Origin of the sequence: Paraburkholderia sp. Cpub6 (genome assembly GCF_014201065.1) — a bacterium.
Taxonomy (GTDB): Bacteria; Pseudomonadota; Gammaproteobacteria; order Burkholderiales; family Burkholderiaceae; genus Paraburkholderia; species Paraburkholderia tuberum.
The window spans coordinates 181,238-205,590 of record NZ_JACHDM010000006.1 but is presented as its reverse complement, the minus strand read 5'-3'; the positions used below and the strand labels follow the sequence as shown (position 1 = coordinate 205,590).

Annotated in this window: 23 protein-coding genes and 3 tRNA genes; 7 read left to right on the top strand and 19 right to left on the bottom strand. The window is 63.8% G+C overall.

What is annotated here, in order from left to right; translation table 11 throughout:
* Positions 1-40 precede the first annotated feature (40 nt).
* Positions 41-790 carry a trehalose-phosphatase gene (otsB, locus tag HDG33_RS13885; RefSeq protein ID WP_184028184.1) on the bottom strand — a complete coding sequence of 250 codons (750 nt, stop codon included), beginning with the start codon at positions 788-790 and terminating at the stop codon, positions 41-43.
* 486 nt (positions 791-1,276) lie between these two features.
* Between otsB and HDG33_RS13880 the strand changes: the two genes are divergently transcribed.
* Genes HDG33_RS13880 through HDG33_RS13870 form a run of 3 tightly spaced genes read left to right on the top strand, consistent with a single transcriptional unit; the run spans position 1,277 to position 3,314 of the window.
* On the top strand, positions 1,277-1,900 hold the full coding sequence (locus HDG33_RS13880) for an SCO family protein (RefSeq protein WP_184028170.1): 624 nt from the start codon (positions 1,277-1,279) through the stop codon (positions 1,898-1,900).
* Between the two features lie 28 nt (positions 1,901-1,928).
* Positions 1,929-2,390 (top strand): copper chaperone PCu(A)C, encoded by a 462-nt coding sequence (locus HDG33_RS13875; protein ID WP_090801139.1) that lies wholly within the window; start codon positions 1,929-1,931, stop codon positions 2,388-2,390.
* A 39-nt stretch (positions 2,391-2,429) separates the two neighbouring features.
* Positions 2,430-3,314, top strand: coding sequence for a cytochrome c oxidase assembly protein (locus tag HDG33_RS13870; protein ID WP_184028167.1), 885 nt, complete (start codon positions 2,430-2,432; stop codon positions 3,312-3,314).
* A gap of 11 nt (positions 3,315-3,325) precedes the next feature.
* Here the strand turns inward: HDG33_RS13870 and HDG33_RS13865 are convergent, their stop codons facing one another.
* From HDG33_RS13865 to uvrC, 8 genes are all read right to left on the bottom strand, one after another.
* Positions 3,326-3,826 carry a GNAT family N-acetyltransferase gene (locus tag HDG33_RS13865; protein WP_184028164.1) on the bottom strand — a complete coding sequence of 167 codons (501 nt, stop codon included), beginning with the start codon at positions 3,824-3,826 and terminating at the stop codon, positions 3,326-3,328.
* 139 nt (positions 3,827-3,965) lie between these two features.
* The gene (locus HDG33_RS13860; RefSeq protein WP_184028161.1) at positions 3,966-4,715 is read right to left on the bottom strand and encodes a TraB/GumN family protein; all 750 of its coding nucleotides are present in this window, start codon (positions 4,713-4,715) and stop codon (positions 3,966-3,968) included.
* 164 nt (positions 4,716-4,879) lie between these two features.
* On the bottom strand, positions 4,880-5,452 hold the full coding sequence (locus HDG33_RS13855; RefSeq protein ID WP_260330420.1) for a hypothetical protein: 573 nt from the start codon (positions 5,450-5,452) through the stop codon (positions 4,880-4,882).
* A gap of 280 nt (positions 5,453-5,732) precedes the next feature.
* A tRNA-Cys gene (locus tag HDG33_RS13850) sits at positions 5,733-5,806 on the bottom strand.
* 128 nt (positions 5,807-5,934) lie between these two features.
* Positions 5,935-6,010: transfer RNA gene (locus HDG33_RS13845), tRNA-Gly, on the bottom strand.
* Between the two features lie 60 nt (positions 6,011-6,070).
* Positions 6,071-6,146 (bottom strand) — tRNA-Gly (locus tag HDG33_RS13840).
* 198 nt (positions 6,147-6,344) lie between these two features.
* Entirely contained in the window at positions 6,345-6,938 is a 594-nt protein-coding gene (gene pgsA, locus HDG33_RS13835; RefSeq protein WP_062127799.1) for a CDP-diacylglycerol--glycerol-3-phosphate 3-phosphatidyltransferase, read from the bottom strand.
* A gap of 203 nt (positions 6,939-7,141) precedes the next feature.
* Positions 7,142-9,373 (bottom strand): excinuclease ABC subunit UvrC, encoded by a 2,232-nt coding sequence (gene uvrC / locus HDG33_RS13830; protein ID WP_184028158.1) that lies wholly within the window; start codon positions 9,371-9,373, stop codon positions 7,142-7,144.
* A 262-nt stretch (positions 9,374-9,635) separates the two neighbouring features.
* On the opposite strand from uvrC, the gene earP reads away from it, so the two are divergent.
* The 4 genes from earP (at position 9,636) to HDG33_RS13810 (ending at position 13,834) form a co-directional block, all read left to right on the top strand.
* On the top strand, positions 9,636-10,829 hold the full coding sequence (gene earP, locus HDG33_RS13825; protein WP_184028150.1) for an elongation factor P maturation arginine rhamnosyltransferase EarP: 1,194 nt from the start codon (positions 9,636-9,638) through the stop codon (positions 10,827-10,829).
* 395 nt (positions 10,830-11,224) lie between these two features.
* Positions 11,225-11,782 (top strand): elongation factor P, encoded by a 558-nt coding sequence (gene efp / locus HDG33_RS13820; protein WP_184028122.1) that lies wholly within the window; start codon positions 11,225-11,227, stop codon positions 11,780-11,782.
* A gap of 274 nt (positions 11,783-12,056) precedes the next feature.
* Positions 12,057-12,263 carry a CsbD family protein gene (locus HDG33_RS13815; RefSeq protein WP_090801149.1) on the top strand — a complete coding sequence of 69 codons (207 nt, stop codon included), beginning with the start codon at positions 12,057-12,059 and terminating at the stop codon, positions 12,261-12,263.
* Between the two features lie 188 nt (positions 12,264-12,451).
* Positions 12,452-13,834, top strand: coding sequence for a sigma-54 dependent transcriptional regulator (locus HDG33_RS13810; RefSeq protein WP_184028109.1), 1,383 nt, complete (start codon positions 12,452-12,454; stop codon positions 13,832-13,834).
* Positions 13,835-13,944: 110 nt separating this feature from the next.
* On the opposite strand, the gene nagZ is transcribed toward HDG33_RS13810, so the two are convergent.
* From nagZ to HDG33_RS13760, 10 genes are all read right to left on the bottom strand, one after another.
* Positions 13,945-14,973 (bottom strand): beta-N-acetylhexosaminidase, encoded by a 1,029-nt coding sequence (gene nagZ, locus HDG33_RS13805; protein WP_184028098.1) that lies wholly within the window; start codon positions 14,971-14,973, stop codon positions 13,945-13,947.
* 66 nt (positions 14,974-15,039) lie between these two features.
* Complete coding sequence (gene acpS, locus HDG33_RS13800) at positions 15,040-15,507, bottom strand: holo-ACP synthase (protein WP_184028086.1); 468 nt, start codon at positions 15,505-15,507, stop codon at positions 15,040-15,042.
* A 24-nt stretch (positions 15,508-15,531) separates the two neighbouring features.
* Positions 15,532-16,296 carry a pyridoxine 5'-phosphate synthase gene (pdxJ, locus tag HDG33_RS13795; RefSeq protein ID WP_184028074.1) on the bottom strand — a complete coding sequence of 255 codons (765 nt, stop codon included), beginning with the start codon at positions 16,294-16,296 and terminating at the stop codon, positions 15,532-15,534.
* Positions 16,293-17,207, bottom strand: coding sequence for a DNA repair protein RecO (gene recO, locus HDG33_RS13790; protein ID WP_184028071.1), 915 nt, complete (start codon positions 17,205-17,207; stop codon positions 16,293-16,295). Before recO ends, pdxJ begins: the two co-directional genes overlap by 4 nt.
* Positions 17,194-18,093: a GTPase Era gene (gene era / locus HDG33_RS13785; protein WP_026225953.1), complete on the bottom strand. Its 900-nt coding sequence runs from the start codon at positions 18,091-18,093 to the stop codon at positions 17,194-17,196. Before era ends, recO begins: the two co-directional genes overlap by 14 nt.
* 54 nt (positions 18,094-18,147) lie before the next feature.
* Positions 18,148-19,428 carry a ribonuclease III gene (rnc, locus tag HDG33_RS13780; protein ID WP_184028068.1) on the bottom strand — a complete coding sequence of 427 codons (1,281 nt, stop codon included), beginning with the start codon at positions 19,426-19,428 and terminating at the stop codon, positions 18,148-18,150.
* 185 nt (positions 19,429-19,613) lie between these two features.
* Entirely contained in the window at positions 19,614-20,507 is an 894-nt protein-coding gene (gene lepB, locus HDG33_RS13775) for a signal peptidase I (RefSeq protein ID WP_184028065.1), read from the bottom strand.
* Between the two features lie 18 nt (positions 20,508-20,525).
* Complete coding sequence (gene lepA, locus HDG33_RS13770; protein ID WP_090801163.1) at positions 20,526-22,319, bottom strand: translation elongation factor 4; 1,794 nt, start codon at positions 22,317-22,319, stop codon at positions 20,526-20,528.
* Between the two features lie 229 nt (positions 22,320-22,548).
* Entirely contained in the window at positions 22,549-22,821 is a 273-nt protein-coding gene (locus HDG33_RS13765; RefSeq protein ID WP_184028062.1) for a glutaredoxin family protein, read from the bottom strand.
* Entirely contained in the window at positions 22,818-24,326 is a 1,509-nt protein-coding gene (locus HDG33_RS13760; protein WP_184028059.1) for a DegQ family serine endoprotease, read from the bottom strand. The genes HDG33_RS13765 and HDG33_RS13760 overlap by 4 nt, the downstream gene beginning before the upstream one ends.
* Positions 24,327-24,353 lie beyond the last annotated feature (27 nt).

Genomic DNA, 24,353 nt, shown 5'->3' with positions numbered 1-24,353 from the left:
CGGTGCAGTATGTTGTTTTCGTTGAACGGGGCCGCCGGCGTCATGCGCCGCGCGCCGCCGCGACGATGGTTTCGAGCCAGTCGAGCAGTGACGACACCGATTCGACGCGCGTGTGCGCCATCGTTTCGCCCGCGCCGACCTTGATCGACAGACCGCCGCGCTCGTTGACGACCGCGAAGCCCTTCTCGTCGGTCAGATCGTCGCCGGCGAATATCGGCGTGCGGCCGGTGAACGGCAGCTCGTCGAGGAACGCGCGCGTCGCGCGGCCCTTGTCGACGTCCTTCGGCTTGATCTCGTAGACCATCTTGCCGGGCTGCAGCACGTAAGAAGCGGGGTAATCGGCGACGAGCCGCTCGGTCGCCTCGCGCGCGACCGGCTCGCGGTCCGGCGCGTTGCGGTAGTGCAGCGCGAGCGCCGCGCCCTTGATCTCGAGCAGCATGCCCGGATGTTCGTTGACGATCTGCGCGAGCACCTGCTCCATGCGCAACAGGCGCTCGTCGTGAAAGCCGATGCGCTGCGTGTCGCCATTCGCATCGCGCCGCTCGGCGCCGTGCAGACCCGCGACCGGCAGATCGGGCATGCCGAGAAAACTGTCGATGCTGTCGATGCCGCGCCCCGACACCACCGCGACCGCGCCATTCGTCAGACTGCGCAGTTCGCGCAGCAGGTCGATCACGCGCGGCTGCACCAGCACGCCGTCCGGTGTGGGGGCGAGTTCGACGAGCGTGCCATCGAAGTCGAAGAAAAATGCCGTCTCGCTCGGAGACAGAACAGCCGGAAGTGCTTGCATCGCCTGGGTTCGCCTTTCAGCCATCTATGGCCGGAAAAGTGTGCGCATCTTACCGCGCATCCGTCAATTTTTCGAGAAAGTAAGCTGGGACTCAAGCCCGATGGGCGATCTATCCATCCGCTTCTGTCGATTGCGTTCAAAAGCGCAACGATCGGGCTTCAACCGGCTTTCAGCAAGCTGCGTCAAATTGACTCGCAAATCGCGCGCCCGGCGCGCTGCGCGACGCTGGCGCCAATTTTGCGCTACAGTCGCTGCCACGCGGACCGTCGGTGTGATGGACATCGTTGCACGCTCTCAATCAATCGCGTGTCGCGCGCGAATCTTGCGCGGCATGATCGGGCGGCGGTGCGGCCCCCTGCTCCATCGATTCGTGTTGCCTGCTCTTCAATCGAGTCATTGAACCCTGCTTTGTTCCCGATCCTGCCACCCCAGCGCCAGCGGCCGAACCTGTCCCGCTCACGACCCAAGCGACTCACGCACCGCTTGATGCACGGGTTGGCACGCCGGCTTGCGGCGGCAACTGCGCTGGGCACGCTGGGCACGCTTGTCGCGCTCGCCGCGCTGACCGGTTGCACACAGCGCGCCGAGCCGTGGCAGTTGACCAACGTGACCGGCCACCTGCCGGATCTGGACTTCACCTTGACCGACGACACCGGCCGTCCCGTCAACGCCGCGTCGTTCAGGGGCCGCACGTCGCTGGTCTACTTCGGCTACACGCATTGCCCGGACGTCTGTCCCGAAACGATGGGCCGTCTGATGCAGGTGCTCGGCAAGCTCGGTCCCGATGCGCAGAAAGTGCGCATTCTGTTCATCACCGTCGATCCCGCGCGCGACACGCCGCGGGCCTTGCACGACTATGTCGGCGCGTTCGACGCACAGCACGCCGAAGGGCTGACCGGCACCGACTGGCAGATCGAGTCGCTGGCCAAGCGCTATCGTGTCGCTTATCAGATGGAAAAGCGCGACTCGAACGGCAACTACGAGGTCACGCACAGCTCCGCCGTCTATGTGTTCGACAGCCGGGGCCGCGCGCGCCTGCTCGCCACCGATCACGACACGCCCGATGCGATCGCGCAGGACCTGCGCCGCATCATCGATGACCAATCCTGATTCTTCTTTGATCCCACTCCATTCCATCATGACGATCAAGCTCAAACCAATCGCTTCCCTCGCCTGCGCGCTCGCGCTGTCACTCGGCGCCGCGTCGGCCGCGCAAGCGGCCGATGCTCACGCGATCAGCATCAAGGACGCGTGGGTGCGCTGGCTGCCGAACAACCTGCCCGCGGCCGGCTATGCGACGCTCGTCAACGCGAGCGACAAGCCGATCGACCTCGTCGATGTATCGAGCGACGACTACGGCGATGCGATGCTGCATCAAACCGTATCGAACGGTTCGACGCAGAAGATGGTGATGGTCGACAAGCTGACGGTGCCCGCGCATGGCCAGGTCGCGATCGCGCCGGGCGGCTATCACGTGATGCTCGAGGACGCGAAGCACAAGGTCGCGCCGGGCGACACCGTGCGTCTGACGCTGAAGTTCTCCGACGGCGAAACAGTGAGCGCGCCGTTCGCGGTCAAGTCGCCGGGCCAGACCAAGTAAGCGGCACGACGGGCCGCCGCCACCGCACGCGCCATCGCCATGAACCTGCTCTACTGGCTCGATCCCTGGGAGTTTTCGCCGACCGTCGTGATCGCGTTGCTGATCCCCGCGATCCTGTTCGTGCGCGGCGCACGCAAGGCGCGGCTGTCGTTCGCGCGGCGTCTGTCATTCTGGTTCGGGCTGGTCGCGCTGTATGTCGTGCTGCATACGCGGCTCGATTATTTCTTCGAGCATGAATTCTTCATGCATCGCTTGCAGCATCTGGTGCTGCATCATCTCGGGCCGTTCTTCATTGCGCTGTCGTATCCGGGCGCGGCGTTGCGCGCGGGAATTCCGTTGCGCTGGCGACAGCGCTTCGTGCGGCCCGCGCTGCAAACACCGCTCGTGCGCATGGCGCTCGACGTCGTCATGCACCCGGTCGTCGCGGTCACGCTATTCGTCGGGCTGATCTATTTCTGGCTGCTGTCGCCGATCCATTTCGTCGCGATGCTCGACTGGCGGCTCTATCGCGTAATGAACTGGAGCATGGCGATCGACGGCCTGCTGTTCTGGTGGCTCGTACTCGATCCGCGTCCGGCGCCGCCCGCGCGTCTGTCTCCGGGCAAGCGCGTGCTCGTCGTGATCGCGGCGATTCCGCCGCAGATCGTTCTCGGCGCATTCATCTTTTTTACGACGCACGAGTTGTATCCGATCTACTCGATCTGCGGCCGCGCGTTCACGTGGCTGAGCCCGATGCGCGATCAGCAGATCGGCGGGCTCCTGCTATGGATTCCGGGTTCGATGATGAGCGTGGTCGGCGCGCTGATCGCGCTGCGTCACTGGATGCGGCTGTCGTCTCGCGGACGCCTGCGCGCCGAGCGGCGTGCAAAAGCGGCGCGCGGGCTCACGCATGCGGCGTCGACGACCACGAACGTGCCCCGCTGACCCGTTCGGGTTCACAGCGCGCGCATCCACACATGCGGGATGCCGTCTTCGTCGTGAACCTCCGAGACCGGCTCGAAGCCGAACGCACCGTAAAAGCCTTGCAGATGCGCCTGCGCGTGCAGACGGATCGGCGTATCGGGCCACTGCGCACGGATTTGCGTGAGCGAGCGTTCGAGCATCGCATTGCCGAAACCGATGCCGCGAAACGGCGCGGTCGTCAACACCCGGCCGATGCGCACATCGGCATCCGCCGCATCGGGCAACAACACGCGCAGATAGCCGGCCAACGGCGGCAGCGCCGCACCGTCGCCGGTGCCATACGCAAGCAGATGCCAGGCTTCGACGTCGAGCCCATCGATGTCGCCATACACGCAGTTCTGTTCGACGACGAACACCGCGCTGCGGGCGGCCAGCATCTCATAGACTTCGACGCTCGTGAGGTTCCCGAACGGCTTCCAGCGCCATTCGAGCTGGGCGAGCCGCGCGACGGCGGTGTGTTGCGGTTCAGTCATCGGTAGCTTTCAGGGTCAATGCGCGACAGCGCGGGCAACGATCCGCAATTATGCCGCGCGCCTCGTCATCGAGCATGCGCAGGCCTGGCATCCGGGCGGTCGACACGGCTGTATTCAGCCGCGAAAGCCGCGCACGCGTTCAGAGGACCGCTTGCACGGGTCGCGCGAGACAGTCGGGGAGATTGCCGGGGCCGCATAGATGCAGCGCGCCGACGACCACCAGCGTGCGCTCGCGAACGTCCAGCAACTCGCTCAGCCGCGCGGCCCACGCGCGATTGCGCACGTCGAGAATCGCCTGACGGATGCCGGCCAGATTGAACATCGGCGATTCGACGGCGATTTGCTGTATCGCGTGCAGATCGCCCTCCAGCCACGCCGCGTGCATCCGTTCGAGCGTGCGCTGCGGTTCGCCGCGGTCGGCCATCAGCATGTCGAGCGCCGCGGCAATGGCTTCGAGCGGAATCGATTCGAGCGCGACTGCGACGTCCCGCGCGGACTCGAGATAGCGATACGGCTTCGCCTGCGCGAGCGCCGAGCGCAACATGCGCGGCTCGACACCCTCGACGACCTGCTGCAGCAGCGTCGGCGCGACGATCAGCGCGGCCCACGGACGCAGTGTTTCAAGCGGCGCGAGCAGGCCATCGGTCGGCCACAGCGCCTGCAGTTGCGTCCAGGCTTCGTCGCGCATCCGGGGCCGCAGTTGCGCGGCGTCGGGGTGTGCGTCGGCTTTGAGAAACGGCAGGATCGTTGCTGGGTCGGACTCGAATACGAGCGCGTCGGCCCAGTCATAGGCTTCGGCGACCCATGGCGGCGTTCGACGGCTCGTCGCGGGAAACAGATGCATCGAGCCGAGCAGGCGGACCTGAGTGCCGGTGAGTTGGAAATACATGCGGCTTCAATGAAAACGGGCGATGACGATGGTGCGATTCTATCGCCCGGCCCGGATGAGGCGCGCCGGCGTGCGTTGCCCTTCCCGTGCGCGCGCCGGACACGCCGTTGAGCGGAATGCGCTGCCCCAATGAATGCGGGAACGCATCAAACGCCTGAACCCGATTATTGCCCGCTCTTTTTAAACGACTCGAGTTCGGTCGTATAGCGCTCGTTTCTCACGCCATTGCTGCCGTAATACTCTTCCACCGATTTCGCCCAACGGCCGACTTCCGGCACATACCAAAACGCTTTATACGTGCGTCCCGTCGCCTGAACAGGACCGAGTTTCTGCGCATGCGTGATCATCGCGGTGTCGCCCTGCTCGACCTGGGTGACTTGCGTGACCGTCTGCCGCGGCTCAAGTTGCGCGACCCGGTCGCCTTCGGCTTCGATCTTGATCGCCTGGAATTTGCCGGCGGCCACTTCGACGGTTTCCGTCCCGACCACCCGATACTGCGAGTCCCACTTCTGCGAAGCGAATACCCGGTTCGAATGCTGCCCGGCGTATTCGACCGTCCAGCTCTTACCCGGCGACAACGGAAACGCGAACGGCCGGTTCACGACTGTATCGGTGCCGCTCACGCTGCGCTCGCGGCTCCAGTCCGCTCCGGCGATCACTTCGCGTGGCGCCTGCGTCGAACCCGAGATCTTCGATTCGAAATAGATGTGCGATGGCGTCGCCCGCAGCACCGTCACCTGCTCGTGCGTCTGGTTCCAGCCCGATGGCCCTCTCTCGCTCGTCGATGTATATGTCCGGCGGTACGCTGCAAGAGAACTACTGCTTCCTGAACACCGCTGCCGTGCAGTCGATTAAATCCGCGCTCAATTTCTGATCGATTCGGAGGAACGTCTGCGGCACGCAGTCGGATCGACCGCTCCGCTCACCTTGATGACGACGATCGACAAGGCTGGCGAAGAGAGGAACAGAAAAACGAAAAGCCCCGACAAGTCGGGGCTTTCGCTTTACATCAAAGACTGGAGGCGCGAGCCGGAGTCGAACCGGCCTAAACGGCTTTGCAGGCCGCTGCATAACCGCTTTGCTATCGCGCCGCAAGCGGACTGGAACCTGGACACGGGTTCGCAGATTTATCTGGTGATTACCAGAAGAACCGAAGCTCTGGAAGTTCAGAACGAGCGGCCTTCCAAACAAAAAGGGAAGCGCTGCTTCCCCTGATGTATGGAGCGGGAGACGAGGCTCGAACTCGCGACCTCAACCTTGGCAAGGTTGCGCTCTACCAACTGAGCTACTCCCGCATTGAACTGCTTCACCGCGCTGCTTTTTTACTTCGCCAAACAACGCGATGCTTCGAATACTGGAGCGGGAAACGAGGCTCGAACTCGCGACCTCAACCTTGGCAAGGTTGCGCTCTACCAACTGAGCTATTCCCGCGTTGTGCTGCATTTTACCGCTACTGCTTTACTGCGTCTCCGGTGTTTCGCGTTGCGTGAATCGGAGAAACGAAATTATGGAGAATCGACTGAAACGTGTCAACCCCTTTGCCCGTCTGTTTTAGAGAAAATATTTCTCTCGTAGTAGTGCGGGGTTCGAACACACTTTTGCGCCCCCCGTGCTCTTCTATTCACACCGTCACGCAATGCCGCCGCGCTCGCGAATCTGCGGCCACGCGAGCTTCATGTAGTACAGCATCGACCAGATCGTCAGGAACGCAGCCAGATAGATCAGCCACAGGCCCCACACGCGCGTGTCGACCGTCACGCCGCCACCGAGCGGCAGCGGGCCATAGAACAGCAGCATCGGAATCGCGACCATCTGGCAAGCGGTCTTGAACTTGCCGAGAGAGTTCACCGCGACGCTCTTCGACGCACCGATCTGCGCCATCCATTCGCGCAGGGCCGAGATCGCGATTTCACGTCCGACGATCACGAGCGCGATCGCGGAATCGATCCGCGTGAGTTGCACGAGCACGAGCAGCGCCGCGGTCACCATCAGCTTGTCGGCGACCGGATCGAGAAACGCGCCGAATGCCGAGGTCTGATTCCATTTGCGGGCCAGAAAGCCGTCGAACCAGTCGGTGAGCGCCGCCAGAATGAAGATCGTCGCAGCCGCGAGATTGCGGTGCGCAGGGCTCATCATCATGTCGGGCAAATAGAACACACCGACGACGAGCGGAATCAGCACGATCCGCAGCCAGGTCAGGAATATCGGGAAATTAAACGGCATGGGGCAGGCGCAGCGTCTGACGAGTGAGTTGCAATTGTGCCGTGTCACAGGGCCTGCCACAAGCAAGCGCGCCCAGGCATGGCCGCGCGGGGGCGGCAAGCGAGCCGCCCCCGGCGCGTGGTTCGCAGCCAGCGCATCCGCAGCGCGACGCCGCGGGTCCGACGAACCGTCGTTCCGATCACAGCCCGGCGCGGCCCGCCAATTCAATGCAGTTGCCGGTAGATCTGCTCGGCGAGCGCCTGCGAAATGCCTTCGACGCTCGCGAGATCCTCTACGCTCGCGGCCACCACGCCGCGCAAGCCGCCAAAGCGCGCCAGCAGGCGCTGACGCCGCTTGGCCCCTACGCCTTCGAGTTCTTCGAGCCGCGAGGTCTGGCGCGTCTTGCCGCGTTTGGCGCGCATGCCAGTGATCGCGAAACGATGCGCTTCGTCGCGGATCTGCGCAACCAGCATCAGCGCGGCGCTTTCCTTGCCGAGTTCGAGCGGCGTGCGGCCGTCCGCGAAAATCAGCGTCTCGAGACCGACCTTGCGCCCCTCGCCCTTCGCGACGCCGACGAGCATGCCAGTATCGAGCCCCAACTCCGTGAACACCTGCCGCGCGATCTCCACCTGCCCCTTGCCGCCGTCGATCAGCACGATGGTCGGCAGCACGCCGCCGGCCGCGGCCGGCTCGGCGGCATCGGCGGCGAGCGCGGGATCGGCGGCCGCGTCACTTTGCGATTCGGCGGCTTCGTCGCTCGCATTCGCGGCGGCCTGCGCGACCATCTTTTCGTAGCGGCGCGTGAGCACCTGGCGCATCGCCGCGTAATCGTCACCGGGCGTGATGCCGGCGATGTTGTAGCGGCGATACTCGGACGACTGCATTTTGTGGTGGTGAAAGACGACGCATGACGCCTGCGTCGCCTCGCCCATCGTGTGACTGATGTCGAAGCATTCGATGCGCAGATGCGCGAGGTCGTCGCACTCCATGCCGAGCGTGTCGGTCAACGCGCGCGTGCGCGCCTGCTGCGAGCCCTGCTCGGAGAGCAGGCGCGCGAGCGCGAGCCGCGCGTTCTGCTCGGCCATCGCGAGCCACGCGCGCCGCTGTCCTTGCGGTTGACGCAGTACGGTCACCTTGTGGCCCGCCTGCTCGATCAGCACGTCGACGAGTTCGCGCGCCGGCGCGTGGCTGACCACCAGCACCGGCGGCACGCGATTGCCGAGGTAATGCTGCGCGATGAACGCTTCGAGCACTTCGGATTCGATGCCACCTGGCGCGCGGCTTTTGCGGCGCTTCGCCGCGGGGCCGGACTCCACGTTCCCGTCTGCGCCTTCGTCCGCGCCTTCGTCGCTGACGGCGTCCGGGGTCGCTTCGGCAGCCTCGTCGATCGCGTCTTCTTCACTATCATCGGCGTCCTCGTCTTCCGACGGCATGTCCTGAGCGATCGCGAGCGCATCGGCCGAGGCGCTCGCCGCCACGGCCGATGGCGCGACCGCTCGCGCATCCGCCGATGCATCGTCCTGATCGCCGTCTTCTTCGAGCCCGCCTTCCTCCGCCGTCAACGCGCTCTCCACGTGCGCGGGAAAGTACGCCTTGTCGCCGAGATGTCGTCCGCCGCGCACCATCGCGAGATTCACGCACACGCGGCCGCCCAGCGCGACTACCGCGAGAATGTCGACGTCGCTGTCGCTGCCGACTTCGATTGCCTGCTGATGCAGCACCGTCGACAGCGAACTCATCTGGTTGCGCACCGCCGCGGCCTGCTCGAACTTCAGCTCGCTCGCGAACGCATGCATCTTCTGCTCGAGCTCCTTCATCACCTCGCCCTGGCGGCCGAGCAGAAAGCGCGACGCGTTGGCGACGTCGCGCGCGTAATCCTCCTCGCTGATGTTCGCGACGCACGGCGCCGTGCAACGGCCGATCTGATGCAGCAGACACGGCCGCGTGCGGTTGTTGAACACCGAGTCTTCGCAGGTGCGCAGCTGGAACACGCGCTGCAGGATCTGGATGCTCTCGCGCACCGCCCACGCGCTCGGGAACGGGCCGAAGTACTGGTTCTTGCGATCGACCGAGCCGCGGTAATAGGCCATGCGCGGAAACTTGTGGCCGGTCAGCTTCAGATAGGGATACGACTTGTCGTCGCGAAACAGGATGTTGTAACGCGGCGTGAGCGCCTTGATCAGATTGTTTTCGAGCAGCAGCGCCTCGGCCTCGGAACGCGTGACCGTGGTCTCGATGCGCGCGATGCGCGTGACCATCATCGCGATACGCGGCGACAACTGGGTCTTCGTGAAGTAGCTCGATACGCGCTTCTTCAGATCGCGCGCCTTGCCGACGTAGAGCACCGCGCCACTCGTGTCGTAATAGCGGTAGACGCCGGGCAGATGCGGCAGTTGGGCGAGCACTGTCTTCGGCTCGAAGGTGTCGGGGGCGTCGCTGGCTTCGGGTTCGGTCATGCGGGATCGATTGGGGTGGGACTGTCTCGCGCTGCCTCGCCGCTTGCACCGATTGCACTGATTGCACCGATTGCACCGATTGCGCCGCCGGGTGCCCGGCATCGTGCGCCGGGGGTCATGTCGCGTGTCGCCGATGCGGCCCGCATGGCGGACAAAGGGCGCGCGCGATCGCGAGCGAGGCTTTAGAATCGCCAGTTTAGAACATTCCGCGTTCGTTCGAACCAGCTCCGTTCGCCGGAGTCACCGAGCCAGCCGAGCCGCCATGTCCTCCGTCGCGCCCGATTCCGGATCACCCGCCGCCCCTGCCAACCCGATCGCCTGCGATATCTTCTGCGCGGTGATCGACAACTTCGGCGACATCGGCGTGTGCTGGCGCCTTGCGCGCCAACTCGCGCGCGAGCACGGCTGGCAGGTGCGCGTGTTCGTCGACGATCTGCATGCGTTCAGGAGGCTGTGCCCGTCGCTCGAGCTGGAGCGTACGCGGCAGACGCTCGACGGCATCGTCGTCGAGCATTGGCACGAGCCGTCCCATGTTGGCGATACGCTCGAAGTCGCCGACGTCGTGATCGAGGCGTTCGCCTGCGAACTGCCGCCCGTCTATATCGCGGCGATGGCAGAGCGAACGAGCGTGCCGCTCTGGTTCAACCTCGAATATCTGAGCGCCGAGGACTGGATCGCCGATTTTCATCTGCGGCCGTCGCCGCATCCGCGCTACGCACTCAGCAAGACCTTCTTTTTCCCCGGACTCGGCCCCGGCACCGGTGGCGTCCTGAAGGAGCGCGATCTCGACGCGGCGCGCGCCGCGTTCGAAGCATCGCCCGCCGCGCGCACCGACTGGTGGCGCAACGTCACGGGCCACGCGCCGCCGCCCGCCGACGCGACGGTCGTGTCGCTGTTCGCCTACGAAAACCCGGCGGTCGACAGCCTGCTCGAACAATGGCGCGACAACGCAAGCCCGATCGTGCTGCTGGTGCCCGAAGGACGCATTTCCGGCGCGCTGGCGCGCTTTTTCGGCCTACCGTCGTTTGCAGCGGGCACCCATGCGACGCTCGGCAACCTCAGCGCGCACGCGCTCGCGTTCACCGAACAGCCTGGCTACGACGCACTGCTCTGGGCGAGCGACGTCAATTTCGTACGCGGCGAGGACTCGTTCGTGCGCGCGCAGTGGGCCGCCAAGCCGTTCGTCTGGCACATCTACCCGCAGGCCGACGACGCCCATCTGCCAAAGCTCGACGCCGCACTTGCGCACTACACCCGCACGCTCCCAGCTGACGCGCGCGCCGCGCTCGAGCGCTTCTGGCACGCGTGGAACGGCGCTGGTCAGCCGGACTGGGCGGAATTCCAGCGCCACTATCCGGCCCTGAAACGGCGCGCCGCTGGCTGGGCGGTCGAACTCGCGCAAGTCGGCGATCTCGCCGGAAATCTGACCTCGTTCGCAAAAACTCAGTTAAAATAAGCGGTTATCCAACGGCCGACGACGCAAGCGCGGCCCGATTAGACCAACTACCCCATGGTCAGCCCGTCTGACCGGTCCCCGCGAAAAACACAGCACGCGTCCCAATCTTCCGGTCGGGCACGCGAATGTCAAAAAAGGGACGTATGTTTGGGCGTGTTGCAGATCGGCGCCACTCGTGTACACGCCCGAACAGGGTAAAAATCAGGTAACGGACAGGTGGAACGCCGAGGCATCACGCCCCCGGGTTTTCGCCGCGAGCCGATCCCGTTTCACGCATCGGGGCTGCGCGGCCGCTTCACGCGGCGCGCGGCAGGCGGTGGGCGAAACGCCGAAGCCGCTTGCGCCGTATGCCGTTGAGCAACAGTTAAGCTATTTATCTCGTACAGGACAGTTTTATGAAGACCGCACAGGAACTCCGCACCGGCAACGTCGTGATGATCGGCGCAGACGCAATGGTCGTGCAAAAGGCCGAGTACAACAAATCGGGCCGTAACTCCGCCGTCGTCAAGATGAAGTTCAAGAACCTGCTGACCGGCGCAGGCATGGAATCCGTGTACAAGGCGGACGACAAGTTCGACGTCGTCGTGCTCGAGCGCAAGGAAGTGACGTACTCGTACTTCGCCGACCCGATGTACGTGTTCATGGACGCCGACTACAACCAGTACGAAGTCGAAGCCGAAATGATGGGCGACGCGATGCACTACCTCGAAGACGGCATGGCTTGCGAAGTCGTGTTCTACAACGAGAAGGCGATCTCGGTCGAACTGCCGACCACGCTGGTTCGCGAAATCATCTACACGGAACCGGCCATCAAGGGCGATACGTCGTCGGGCAAGGTGCTGAAGAACGCCAAGCTGAACACCGGCTTCGAACTGCAAGTGCCGCTCTTCTGCAACATCGGCGACAAGATCGAAATCGACACGCGTACGCACGAGTACCGCAGCCGCGCCTAAGCGCCCGCCTGCGTCACCCCGCCAGCACCGGCGCCCTGCCGGCCTGCACAAAAAGCGCTCAATTTTTGGGCGCTTTTTCTTTTCTGTCGCGCCGTGTATGGTTTAGGAAAACTTTACCGGCAAATTTCTCAAAATTACCATCGCGACATCCGGATTTCGCGTTGAGCGCGCGGCAAGCCCTTGATCGATTTCGTCCACGCTCTTTGGCACGATCTCTGCTAGGTGGAGAGAGTTACGCGAGTATCGCTCATTTTCCACTCCTGGGAGAGGCACCATGAACAACGACATCGCGGAAGGTAAATGGAGACAGATGATCGGCAAGGCGAAGACCGCATGGGGCGAACTGACGGACGACGAGTTGACCAAGGCCGAAGGCCGGGCCGACAAGCTCGCTGGTCTGATTCAAGAACGCTATGGCAAAACCCGTGAACAGGCGGAACTCGAAGTGCGCCGGTTTTTCGATAGCAACCGGGATTTCTGACAGGACCAGTGAAGGAACTACAGGCGCCGGCCCGCGTGACTCAAGGCGCAGTGCCGGCGGCTGTCGTTTTTTCATCGCCCAGGGACCGTTCGTTTAGCCCTGTCATCGAGCCCCCAGAGTCCGTGGTGCGCGCCATCAGCGTTGGCGGCGCACCGGGCATTCAACCCATTCATAAAATTGCGCTCGCCATGCCACACGCCCTGATTGTTGAAGACGATCCCAATAGCCTGTCCGGTCTGTCGGCAATCCTCGCCGCCGACGGCTTTTCAGTCGACACCGCGACCACGCTCGCCGAGGCCCGCGGCGCATTGACGCGCTTCATCCCCGACGTCGTGCTCGTCGACCTGAATCTGCCGGACGGCAGCGGCCTCGATCTGTTGCAGCATTTGCCCGCGCATCCGCCGGGCGGCGCGCTTCCGGTGATCGTGATGACCGGCAATGCGACCGTCGAGAGTGCGATCGAGGGCTTGCGGCACGGTATCTGGGACTATCTGCTGAAGCCGGTCAACATTCCGCGCCTGCGCAGCCTGCTCGCGCGCATTCCGCGGCCTTATGAGCTGACCGAGGAGGTCCAGGCGCTGCGCGCGGCGCTGCGTCAGCTTGGGCGCTTCGGCTCGATGCTCGGTCGCAGCGGCGCCATTCAGCACGTGTACGACACGATCGAGCGTCTCGCGCCGACAGAAGCCGCGGTGCTGATCTCCGGCGAGGCTGGCACCGGCAAGCAGATCGCCGCGCGCACGCTGCACGACATGAGCCGCCGCCGCAAAGGCCCGTTCGTCACGTTCGATTGCCGCGGCGCGACCGCGGGCGGGCTCAATCGCTCGCTCGACAGCATGCTGTTCGGTCACGAACGCGGAGCGTTCGGCGGCGCCGAGCAGCGCGAGCCGGGCCTCTTCGAACAGGCGAGCGGCGGCACGTTGTTCATCAACGAAATCACCGAGCTACCGCGCACGCAGCAGGAAGCGCTGTTGCGCGCGCTCGATTCGCAGACCTTCATGCGCGTGGGCGGTACCAGCCAGATCGTGACCGACTTCCGGCTCATCGCGTCGACGCGCAAGTCGCCGCGCGCGGCGGTCGCGGACGGCTCCCTGCATCAGGACCTCTCGCTGCGCCTCGAAGCCGCCGCGGTCATGCTGCCACCGCTGCGCGAGCGTGGTGAAGATCCGCTGCTGATTGCGCAGGCAGCCGTCGACGAACTGAATGTGGAAGCGACCGCGCGCGGTACGGCCGAGGTCGCGAAGCAGGCGGCGCCGAATTTCCTGCGCGAATGCCTCGCGTACGACTGGCCGGGCAACGTGCGCGAACTGCAGGAGCGCGTGCGGCGCGCTTATCAGGCATCGGGCGACGTGATCGAGTCGTTGCGCGCCGACGAAGCCAGCACGGCGAACGGCCGCGATCTGAACGGCAGTCGCGTGCAGGTGACCGTCGGTACGCCCCTCGCGGACGTCGAAGAAATGCTGATTCGCGCGACGCTTGACGCGGTCGGCGGCACGCGGCATCGCGCGGCGTCGTTGCTGGGGATCAGCCCGAAGACGCTGTACAACAAGTTGCAGCGCATGCGCTTGAACTGAGCGATCGGATCGCGCGTGCTGCGGCTGTCAAGCAAAGCTTGACGGCGGCTCGCACCGTTCGAAGCTGATAAAAAATGGCGCCTTGAATTGCTTCAAGGCGCCATTTCCTTTTATGCAAACGTACTGCGCAGCAGCCTCTGCGCTTCGGCGTACCGTGGCTCGGCCATCAGCTTGCTCCACGTGAGCGCTTTACCGCGCGGCCGCATGCGCTTCAGCCGCCGCTGCGATTCCCTCGCCGGCGTGACGCGCAGCGCGTCGAGCACCTTCTCCGCTTCGTCCGGCTGGTTGCAGATCAGCACCATGTCGCAGCCGGCCTGCAGGGCCGCTTGCGCACCTTCGGTCAGCGTGCCGCCCTGGCGCGCGGCTTCCATCGACAGATCGTCGCTGAAGATCGCGCCTTCGAAGCCAAGCTTGCCGCGCAGGATGTCCTGCAACCAGATGCGCGAGAAGCCGGCCGGCTTCGCATCGACCCGCGGATAGACGACGTGCGCGGGCAGCACCGCGCCAAGCGACAGACCGAGCCAGTCGTACGGCGCGACGTCGTTGCCGAGGATTTCTTCGATCGGGCGTTCGTCGACGGGCATCGCGACGTGCGAATCTGCCTGCGCGAATCCGTGCCCTGGAAAATGCTTGCCGCAATTGCTCATGCCGGCGAGCGCGAGGCCGTGGTTCAAACTCTTCGCGAGCAGCGCGACCACGCGCGCATCGCGATGGAACGCGCGATCGCCGATCACCTGCGAGTGTCCATAGTCGAGGTCGAGCACCGGCGTGAAGCTCATGTCGATACCGCACGCGCGCAGTTCCGCGGCGAGGATATAGCCGACCGCGGTCGTCACCCTGGTCGCGTGCAGCACGTCCTGGTCCCACAGCGCGCCGAGCTTACCCATCGACGGCAGCACCGTGAAGCCGTCGGTGCGAAAGCGCTGCACGCGGCCGCCTTCGTGATCGACGGCGATCAGCAGATCCGGGCGAATCGCGCGGATGGCATCGGTCAGCCCGACCAGTTGCGCGCGGCTCTCGTAGTGGCGCGCGAACAGGATCACGCCGCCGGTCATCGGGTGAGCGAGACGCCTTTTGTCATCGCGGTTCAGCGTTTTGCCGACCACGTCGAGCATCACCGGTCCGGGTGTGGTTTTCATCGAATTCCGCTGGAAAGGACTGTGAGACAACACAAACGCGACCGCCAGCGGCCGCGCTCAACCTTTTCATTCTGTGGCGGAACGGGCGGACGAAGCCCGCGACGCCGACGACGCCAACGAACCTTCCGTATCGCCCGGCCGCTGCGTCTCCGCGATCACGAACGACACCGCGTAGTCGCGCTCGTCGCTGATCGTCACGCGCGCCGTGATGCCGCGCGCGTCGAGCCAGTCGGCCAGCTCGCCAGAGGCGACCACCATCGGCTCGCCGCTCGGCCGGTTCAGCGTTTGCAGCGCGCGCCAGCTCATCGGCCAGTGCATGCCGAGGCCGATTGCCTTCGAGAACGCCTCTTTCGCCGAGAAGCGCGTCGCGAGAAACGCGAGACCGCGCGCCGCCGAACGGGCGTGGCGCGCGTGGTACACGCGCAGTTCGTCGGGACCGAGCACCTTCTCCGCGAAACGGCCATTGGTGCGAGTCATCACCGCTGCTACGCGGCTGACCTGAACGATGTCGGTGCCGATTCCGTAGATTGCCATGCGTGCGTCCATCGCCAGGTTGCGTTACGCGCGCGCGCCGAGACGCGCGGCGACCATGATCGCCTTCATCTCGCGCACCGCGTTGTCCCAGCCCGCGAAGATCGCGTGCGCGACGATCGCATGGCCGATGTTGAGTTCGACGATGCCGTCGATCGCCGCGATCTGCTGCACGTTCGTGTAGTGCAGGCCGTGGCCCGCGTTCACTTTGAGGCCGAGCGTCGCGCCGAATTCGACTGCTCGCACGATGCGCTCGTATTCGCGCTGCTGTTCCGCGGGATCATGAGCTTCCGCGTAACGGCCTGTGTGCAGCTCGATCACCGGCGCGCCGGCTTCGTGCGCGGCGCGAATCTGCGTCTCCTCGGGGTCGATAAAGAGCGACACGCGCGAGCTCGCGTCCGCCAGTTGCTTGCATGCGGCGCGCACCGCCTCGAACTGTCCGGCGACGTCGAGACCGCCTTCGGTCGTCAGCTCCTCGCGCTTTTCCGGCACGAGGCAGACGTCGTGCGGTTGCACTGCGCACGCGATGTCGAGCATTTCCGGCGTGACCGCGCATTCGAGATTCATGCGCGTTTTCAGCAGCGGACGCAACTTGTGCACGTCGGCGTCGACGATATGCCGGCGGTCTTCGCGTAGATGCAGCGTGATCGCGTCGGCGCCGGCTTCTTCGGCCATCAGCGCGGCGCGGATCGGATCGGGATAGGACGTGCCACGCGCGTTGCGCAGCGTGGCGACGTGGTCGATGTTCACGCCGAGATCGATCGCGGTCGGCGAAGTCAGGAAGAAGCTCATAGGTTTTGCAGGTCGATCAGGATCTGGCGGGTGGCAAGCGGCGCGCCGCCGAGATAGGTGTTGAGCAGGAAGCGCATCAGCGTTTTGCTTTGCGCGACGGTCTGCGCTCGATGGTAATCGTCCTTTTCCATATCGAGCAAGGTTTGTCCCGTCACTACCGGCCACTGCGCGGGCCATTCGTCCGATGCCTCGCGTACCCCGCGCTCGGGATCGAACACGTAGCGGCCGTCGGCGAGCACCGCTTTGCGTGCGACCGTGCGGTCGAGCGCCATCGCGTAACCGGTCTCGCGTAGCAGCACGCGTTCGAACGAGCGCAGCACCTGCACCGGCGGCTCATCGTGCGCGAGCCGCGTCAGCGTGACGACGTAGTGATGGAACAACTGAGGATGCGGGTCTTCGCGCGCGCAGAACCGCACCAGCAGTTCGTTGACGTAGAAACCGCACAGCAACGCGTCGCCGGTCAGCGGCAGCATGCCGCCGACCCATTCGGCGCCGGTCAGCGTGCGCATTTCGGACTTGCCCGACCACGCGAGCGACAGCGGCTGGAACGTTTGCAGCACGCCGCGCAGCGCGGAGTGCGGGCGCTTCGCGCCCTTTGCGACCAGCGCGAGACGGCCGTGATCGCGCGACAGCACGTCGATGATCAGGCTGGTCTCGCGATACGGATAGCTATGCAGCACGAACGCGGGCTGCTCGGTGATCCGATATTCGGATGTGGAGGTGCGCGGCGCGCGGCGCGCCGGCGTTTTGCGTGGCTCGCCATCGTCGGCGGGTGCGCTTTTCGCGCTTTTTGGGCTTTTTGCGTCGGCCGACGATTTCCTCGCGCTACGCGCGGGCTGAGACGGTTCGTGCTCCGGCTGATCCGAAGCCTCGTCTGAATTGAGCGTCATCCACGCGTCATTCGTACCCATACGCACGAAGCCCGGCTTCGTTGTCGGCCCAGCCGCTCTTCACCTTGACGAAGGTTTCGAGGTACACCGGCCCGTCGAACAGCTTTGCCATGTCGAGGCGAGCCTCGGTGCTGATCTGCTTCAGCTTCGCGCCCTTCTGGCCGATGATCATCGCCTTGTGCATGTCGCGATCGACGAGGATCGTCGCGAAGATACGGCGCAGCCGCCCTTCGGTTTCGAACTTCTCGATCAGCACGGTGCTCGTGTACGGCAGCTCGTCGCCGGTCCAGCGGAAGACTTTCTCGCGCAGGATTTCGGCGGCAAGGAAGCGCTCGCTGCGATCGGTCAGGTCGTCCTCGCCGTAGATCGGCTCGCCTTCCGGCAGGAACGGCTTGACGGTGGCCATCAGACGTTTGATGTCGTCGGAATTTTTCGCCGACAGCGGCACGATCTCGTTGAACTCGCGCAGCGTGCTCATCTGCTGCATGAACGGGAACAGCGAGTCTTTATCCGACACGCGATCGAGCTTGTTCGCGATCAGCAGCGTCGGGACCTTCGCCGGGATCAGATCGAGTACCTTCTGGTCGTCAGGGCCGAAGCGGCCTGCTTCGATGACGAACAGGATCGCGTCGACCGAGGTCAGCGTCGACGTAACGGCGCGATTCAGCGAGCGGTTCAGGGCGCCGCTGTGTTTGGTCTGAAAACCGGGCGTGTCGACGAAGATGTACTGGGCGTCTTCGAGCGTATTGATGCCGGTAATGCGATGGCGCGTGGTCTGCGCCTTGCGCGACGTGATGCTGACTTTCTGGCCGACCAGCGCGTTCATCAGCGTGGACTTGCCGACATTCGGGCGGCCGACGATCGCGACCATGCCGCAGCGAAAACCAGTGGGAGTGGGAGCGTTCATATTCGGACTACGGCAGGTTCAGTTCGGCGCGCGCGACGCGCACGCCGATGGCAATCAATGGCCCGCGTCGGCGACGCGCGTTTGCACCGCGTCGGCGACGCCGGGTTCGTGTTCGGCAGGTGCCGGGGGCACCGAGACAACCGACGCGGGCGCGGCGGTCACGCTCGACGCAGCAGTCCCCGGCGCGGCCTCGCGGCTGCGCTGACGGTCTGCGCTGCGAGCGTGTGACGGCGTGTCGGCTTTGAGGTCGGGGGTTTGGTCCGCTGCGGGTTTTTCGGCCGGCTTGTCGACAGGTTTCTCGCCCGCGTGGATCGAAACCTTGTCGGCCCTCTCCGTCTTTTCGGACTTTTCGGCGCGCTCCGGCTTGTCCTGTCCGCTGTACTCCACATGCGCGGCACGAATTACAGCCAACGGCGCACCGGCGGCACCCGGCGCGGCACGCTCGGTCGCCGGTCTTTCAGCGGCTGATTTTTCCACGGAAGGTTTGTCGGCGTGCGCTTCCAGCGCGACAGCCGCGCGCCCTTCACCGCGCGCGCTCTTGCGATCCGGTGTGCGCAAATCCAGTGCGGCCTGTACGCCGGTCACGCCCGGCACGATTTCCTGCAGGGCATTTTTCGCGGCACGTGCGCCCTTCGAGCGCTTCGGCTTCGCGACCACGGCAGGCGCCGCGGCCATCACTTCGTCGAGCGCCTTCTTTGCGGCCGCCTGCTCCGCCGCGCGACGGCTCGCGCCGGAGCCAGACACCTTGACGTCCAGCTTCGGCACCGTACATTCCACTTCGAACTGCTGATTGTGCGCCGCACCATGCGTGGCGACGACCGTATAAGTAGGCAACGCGATCTTGTGGCCTTGCAGATACTCCTGCAGCAGCGTCTTCGCGTCCTTGCCAAGCGTGCGTGGGTCGATATGGTCGAGAATCGGTACGTAAAGGCGCTTGATGACCGTCTGCGCAGCCTCGAATCCGCCGTCCAGAAATATCGCACCGAGCACCGCCTCGAGCGTATCCGCGAGGATCGACGGGCGGCGGAAGCCGCCGCTGCGCAACTCGCCCTCGCCGAGGCGCAGGCCCTCCGAAATATTGAGTGCCTGAGCAATCTCGTAGAGGGACTGCTGTTTGACCAGATTGGCGCGCACGCGAGACAGGTCGCCTTCGTCGAGTTTGCCGAAACGTTGGAACAAAAGCGCAGCCACCGCGCAATTCAGAACAGAGTCGCCGAGAAATTCGAGCCGTTCGTTATGCGTGGAGCTATGACTGCGGTGTGTTAGAGCCTGGCGCAGCAATTCCGCATTGCGAAATTCGTAGCGCAAACGGCTTTCCAACGGAGATAGGGGCATGGGCAGAGTATAACGCGGGCGCCTGACCCGGCGGAAACACGGGGCGCCAGCGGAAAAAGCGTGGTGAAACGACGTTACCGCGAGTTCTTAAAGTAGCATGACAACACGCCGCGACCGAGATAACCGGGTGCTGGTTATTCGCGCGGCGTCTGAGAAGCGCTCATGAAGCGATCAATGCACGCGACTCACTGGAAAGGGCCGATGCGCCGCAGATCGCTGAAGTTCATCCAGATGAAAAATGCGCGGCCGACGATATTGCGTTCAGGCGCAAAACCCCAGTACCGGCTATCCGCGCTGTTGTCGCGGTTATCGCCCATCATGAACAAATTGCCCGGCGGCACTTTGCAGATCACGCCACGCGCGTTGTACTGGCAGTTGTCGCGATACGGATAATCTTCCGCACCAACGATGAACGGCGGCACCGCCGGATTATTCAGAATCGCGTTCTTGCGGCCGTCGATATCTTCCTGGAACTGCTTCGCATAACCGAGACGCTCTTCGTCGAGATAATCGGGCAACGGCGTTTCAGGCACCGGCTTGCCGTTGATCGTGAGTTTCTTGTCCTGATACTCGATCACGTCGCCGGGCAGACCAATGACGCGCTTGATGTAGTCGACCGATTCGTCTTTCGGATAACGGAACACCACCACGTCGCCGCGATGGACCGGACTGCCCTGCGTGATCCTCGTGTTGGTAATCGGCAAACGTAGACCATATTCGAATTTATTGACGAGGATGAAGTCGCCCACCAGCAGCGTCGGCACCATGGAGCCCGATGGGATCTTGAACGGCTCGATCACGAACGAGCGCACGACGAACACCACCAGAATCACCGGAAAAAAGCTCGCCGTATATTCGAGCCACCACGGCTGACGCAGCTTGTCGTCGCGCAGACGCGCGCGCGTTTGCGCGGCGTTTTCATCGGCGAAACGCTCGCCGATGCGTGCCTGCTGACGATCGAATTCGGCGACTGCGGCTTCCGCCTCGCGGCGCCGTTTCGGCAGGAAAACCAGTTTGTCCGCGACCCATGCGACACCCGTCAAAACGACGAGCACAAAAAGAATCAACGCAAAATTCATAGGGTTCCGTTATTCAACTTATTTGTCTTCGACACGCAGAATAGCGAGGAAAGCCTCTTGCGGGATTTCAACCGAGCCCACCTGCTTCATTCGCTTCTTGCCCGCCTTCTGCTTTTCAAGCAGCTTCTTCTTACGCGTGATATCACCGCCGTAGCATTTTGCCAGCACGTTCTTACGCAACGCTTTAATGTTTTCGCGCGCAATAATGTTCGAACCGATCGTGGCTTGAACCGCTACGTCGTACATCTGACGCGGAATCAGCTCGCGCATTTTCGCAGCCACTTCGCGGCCGCGGTACTGGCTTTGCGAACGGTGCACGATAACCGACAGCGCATCGACCTTGTCGCCGTTGATCAGCATGTCGACCTTCACGACGTCCGACGCGCGGTATTCCTTGAACTCGTAATCCATCGACGCATAACCGCGCGAAATCGACTTCAGACGGTCGAAGAAATCGAGCACGACTTCACCCATCGGAATTTCGTACGTAAGCTGAACCTGACGACCGTGATACTGCATGTTGATCTGGTTGCCGCGCTTCTGCGTACACAACGTGATCACCGCGCCGACGTAGTCTTGCGGCATGTACAGGTTCACGGTGACGATCGGCTCGCGCACTTCCTCGATCTTCGACGGCTCCGGCATCTTGGCCGGATTCTCGACCATCAGGGTCGTGCCGTCGCGCTGCAGGACTTCATAGACCACGGTCGGCGCCGTCGTGATCAGGTCCATGTCGAACTCACGTTCGAGACGTTCCTGCACGATTTCCATGTGCAACAAACCGAGGAAGCCGCAGCGGAAACCGAAACCGAGCGCCTGCGACACTTCCGGTTCGTACTGCAGCGACGCGTCGTTCAGCTTCAGCTTTTCGAGCGAATCGCGCAGCGCGTCGTACTGATTCGCTTCGACCGGATACAGACCCGCGAACACCTGCGGCTTCACTTCCTTGAAACCCGGCAGCGGCACGGCCGCCGGCTGGTTCACGAGCGTAACCGTGTCGCCGACCTTCGCCGCCGCGAGTTCCTTGATGCCGGCGATGATGAAGCCCACCTGCCCCGCCGACAGTGATTCGAGATCTTTCGACTTCGGCGTGAACACGCCGATATGTTCAACCGGATACTGCGCGCCGGTTGCCATCAGCCGGATCTTGTCCTTCGGACGCAGCGTGCCGTTGACGATCCGCACCAGCATCACGACGCCGACGTAGTTGTCGAACCACGAGTCGATGATGAGAGCCTGCAGCGGCGCTTGCGGATCGCCCTTCGGCGGCGGCACTTTCGCGATCAGCGCTTCGAGCACGTCTTCGACGCCGAGGCCCGTTTTCGCGCTGCAATGCGTCGCGTCGGTCGCGTCGATGCCGATCACGTCCTCGATTTCGGCGATCGCGTTTTCGGGGTTCGCCGCCGGGAGATCGATCTTGTTCAACACCGGCACCACTTCGACGCCGAGTTCGATGGCCGTGTAGCAATTGGCGACGGTTTGCGCCTCCACACCCTGGCTCGCGTCGACGACGAGCAGCGCGCCTTCGCACGCGGACAGCGAGCGGCTGACTTCGTACGAGAAGTCGACGTGCCCCGGGGTGTCGATCATGTTCAGGTTGTAGAGCTGCCCATCGCGCGCGCGATACGACAACGCGGCGGTTTGCGCCTTGATGGTAATGCCGCGCTCGCGCTCGAGATCCATCGAGTCGAGCACCTGAGCTTCCATCTCGCGGTCGGACAAACCGCCACAAATCTGGATGATGCGATCGGCGAGCGTCGACTTGCCATGGTCGATGTGCGCGATGATCGAGAAGTTACGAATATGATCCATTCAGTGCCGATCAAGCGAAAAGGCGCGCCCCGGACAATAGCGGAGCACGCCTTGTAAGTAGGTGAAAATCTTATCTATTTTAGCCGAAAAGCCCATCGGCCGGCGCATCTTGCGAAGCGCGGGCCTCAAGACGGCGTAGAGGATGCGAGAAAATTACCGCGCGCATCGCAGTGAGCCGCGGCAAAAATGCGCATGGATCGCGCGAAACCAGATGCCGCGCGGGTGCGTATCAGGATGCCGCCGCGACACGCGACGCATGTGCAGCCAATGCTGCCCGCACGGGCGCTTCGTCGAGATGGTAGTGGCACAGTTCGACGCCATCGCAAACCAGCAGCGGCACCAACTCGTTGTAACGCGCTTCGAGCAACGGATCGCTGTCGACGTCGATCACCGCCAGCTGCGCTCCGAACTCGGCCAGCATTGGCTCGAGCGCAGCGCGCATGTCCTCGCACAGATGGCACCACGCGCGCCCATAGAGCGTGAGCGATGCCGTCTTCGTCATTTCTGCGCGCTGCGCGGACGAATCGGCACGAACTGCGTGTTGTCGCCGCGACGAACCAGCAACGCGACCATCTTCTGCGAATCGAGGTGTGAGGTCAGCTCGTCGAACTGTTTCGTGCTCGTCACATCCGTATCGCCAATCCGCAGGATGATGTCGCCCTTTTGGAGCCCGACACGCGCGGCCGGACCGTCGACCGCGTCGATCTGCACGCCGTTCTGAATCTTCAGCGCTTTCTGCTGATCGGCGGGAATGTCGCTGACCGCGATGCCGAGCGCGTTGGTCGCGCGCTGCTTCGGCGCTTGCGGCTTCTTCTGATCCGCCTTCGCGACCTTGTCCGGCTGCATTTCTGCGATCGTGACCGGCAGTTCGCGCGTTTGACCCTTGCGCCAGATCGTGATCGACGTCTTCGTGCCCGGCTTCGTATCGCCGACCATGCGCGGCAGGTCCGTCGCCGTGTCGACCGAATGACCGTTGAACTTCAGGATGATGTCGCCCGGCTGCACGCCAGCCTTATCGGCGGGTCCGCCCGGCTCCACGCTGCTCACAAGCGCGCCCTGCGCCTTCGGCAAACCGAGCGACTCGGCGACGTCCTTCGTCACTTCACCAATCGCCACCGCGATGCGGCCGCGCACCACCTTGCCCGAACTCTTCAGCTGATCGGCCACGCGCATCGCCTCGTCGATCGGAATCGCGAACGAAATGCCCATGAACCCGCCGGTGCGGCTATAGATCTGCGAATTGATGCCGATCACCTCGCCCTGCATGTTGATCAGCGGACCGCCCGAATTGCCCGGATTGACGGCCACATCAGTCTGGATGAACGGCAGGTAGTCACCGGTGTCGCGCCCCTTCGCGCTGACGATACCGGCAGTCACCGTGTTTTCGAGACCGAACGGCGAACCGATCGCGACGACCCATTCGCCGACACGCACCTTGTTCGAGTCGCCGATCGTGATGGTCGGCAGGTTCGACGCGTTGATCTTCACGACCGCGACGTCGGTACGGTCGTCGACGCCGATCAGCTTCGCCTTGAATTCGCGCTTGTCGGTCAGCGTCACGTAGATCGTGTCCGCGTCGTCGATGACGTGCGCGTTGGTCATCACGTAGCCGTCCGCCGACAGGATGAAGCCCGAGCCTACCCCGCTGTTCTGTTCGGCGTCCGAGTTGTCCGGTGAATCCGGGCTGCCGCCACTACCGCCGCCGCCCCCGTTATCACCCCCGTGCGGCGATTGCGGTGACTGTGGCAACGGAATCCCGAAGAAGCGCCGGAAGAACTCCGACATGTCGCCGTCGTCCATACCCGGCGGCAGGCCGCCGCGGGAACTACCGTTCGACACGCGCGTTGTCGTGCGAATGTTGACGACCGCCGGGCCGACCTTGTCGACGAGGTCGGTGAAGTCGGGCAGGTTGGCAGCGGGAGCCGCCGATGCCATATGCGGCACAAGCGGCAAACACGCCACCACCACTACGGCCGCGAGGAATTTGCGCACCGAGAAAGTCGTCATATCGTAGCAAGCCGAGGGATTTCAGGA

Excerpts from the sequence above, each read along its gene's own strand:
- otsB (WP_184028184.1), bottom strand. The coding sequence starts at position 790 with ATGCAAGCACTTCCGGCTGTTCTGTCTCCGAGCGAGACGGCATTTTTC.
- HDG33_RS13880 (WP_184028170.1), top strand. The coding sequence starts at position 1,277 with ATGCACGGGTTGGCACGCCGGCTTGCGGCGGCAACTGCGCTGGGCACG.
- HDG33_RS13875 (WP_090801139.1), top strand. The coding sequence starts at position 1,929 with ATGACGATCAAGCTCAAACCAATCGCTTCCCTCGCCTGCGCGCTCGCG.
- HDG33_RS13870 (WP_184028167.1), top strand. The coding sequence starts at position 2,430 with ATGAACCTGCTCTACTGGCTCGATCCCTGGGAGTTTTCGCCGACCGTC.
- HDG33_RS13865 (WP_184028164.1), bottom strand. The coding sequence starts at position 3,826 with ATGACTGAACCGCAACACACCGCCGTCGCGCGGCTCGCCCAGCTCGAA.
- HDG33_RS13860 (WP_184028161.1), bottom strand. The coding sequence starts at position 4,715 with ATGTATTTCCAACTCACCGGCACTCAGGTCCGCCTGCTCGGCTCGATG.
- pgsA (WP_062127799.1), bottom strand. The coding sequence starts at position 6,938 with ATGCCGTTTAATTTCCCGATATTCCTGACCTGGCTGCGGATCGTGCTG.
- uvrC (WP_184028158.1), bottom strand. The coding sequence starts at position 9,373 with ATGACCGAACCCGAAGCCAGCGACGCCCCCGACACCTTCGAGCCGAAG.
- earP (WP_184028150.1), top strand. The coding sequence starts at position 9,636 with ATGTCCTCCGTCGCGCCCGATTCCGGATCACCCGCCGCCCCTGCCAAC.
- efp (WP_184028122.1), top strand. The coding sequence starts at position 11,225 with ATGAAGACCGCACAGGAACTCCGCACCGGCAACGTCGTGATGATCGGC.
- HDG33_RS13815 (WP_090801149.1), top strand. The coding sequence starts at position 12,057 with ATGAACAACGACATCGCGGAAGGTAAATGGAGACAGATGATCGGCAAG.
- HDG33_RS13810 (WP_184028109.1), top strand. The coding sequence starts at position 12,452 with ATGCCACACGCCCTGATTGTTGAAGACGATCCCAATAGCCTGTCCGGT.
- nagZ (WP_184028098.1), bottom strand. The coding sequence starts at position 14,973 with ATGAAAACCACACCCGGACCGGTGATGCTCGACGTGGTCGGCAAAACG.
- acpS (WP_184028086.1), bottom strand. The coding sequence starts at position 15,507 with ATGGCAATCTACGGAATCGGCACCGACATCGTTCAGGTCAGCCGCGTA.
- pdxJ (WP_184028074.1), bottom strand. The coding sequence starts at position 16,296 with ATGAGCTTCTTCCTGACTTCGCCGACCGCGATCGATCTCGGCGTGAAC.
- recO (WP_184028071.1), bottom strand. The coding sequence starts at position 17,207 with ATGGGTACGAATGACGCGTGGATGACGCTCAATTCAGACGAGGCTTCG.
- era (WP_026225953.1), bottom strand. The coding sequence starts at position 18,093 with ATGAACGCTCCCACTCCCACTGGTTTTCGCTGCGGCATGGTCGCGATC.
- rnc (WP_184028068.1), bottom strand. The coding sequence starts at position 19,428 with ATGCCCCTATCTCCGTTGGAAAGCCGTTTGCGCTACGAATTTCGCAAT.
- lepB (WP_184028065.1), bottom strand. The coding sequence starts at position 20,507 with ATGAATTTTGCGTTGATTCTTTTTGTGCTCGTCGTTTTGACGGGTGTC.
- lepA (WP_090801163.1), bottom strand. The coding sequence starts at position 22,319 with ATGGATCATATTCGTAACTTCTCGATCATCGCGCACATCGACCATGGC.
- HDG33_RS13765 (WP_184028062.1), bottom strand. The coding sequence starts at position 22,821 with ATGACGAAGACGGCATCGCTCACGCTCTATGGGCGCGCGTGGTGCCAT.
- HDG33_RS13760 (WP_184028059.1), bottom strand. The coding sequence starts at position 24,326 with ATGACGACTTTCTCGGTGCGCAAATTCCTCGCGGCCGTAGTGGTGGTG.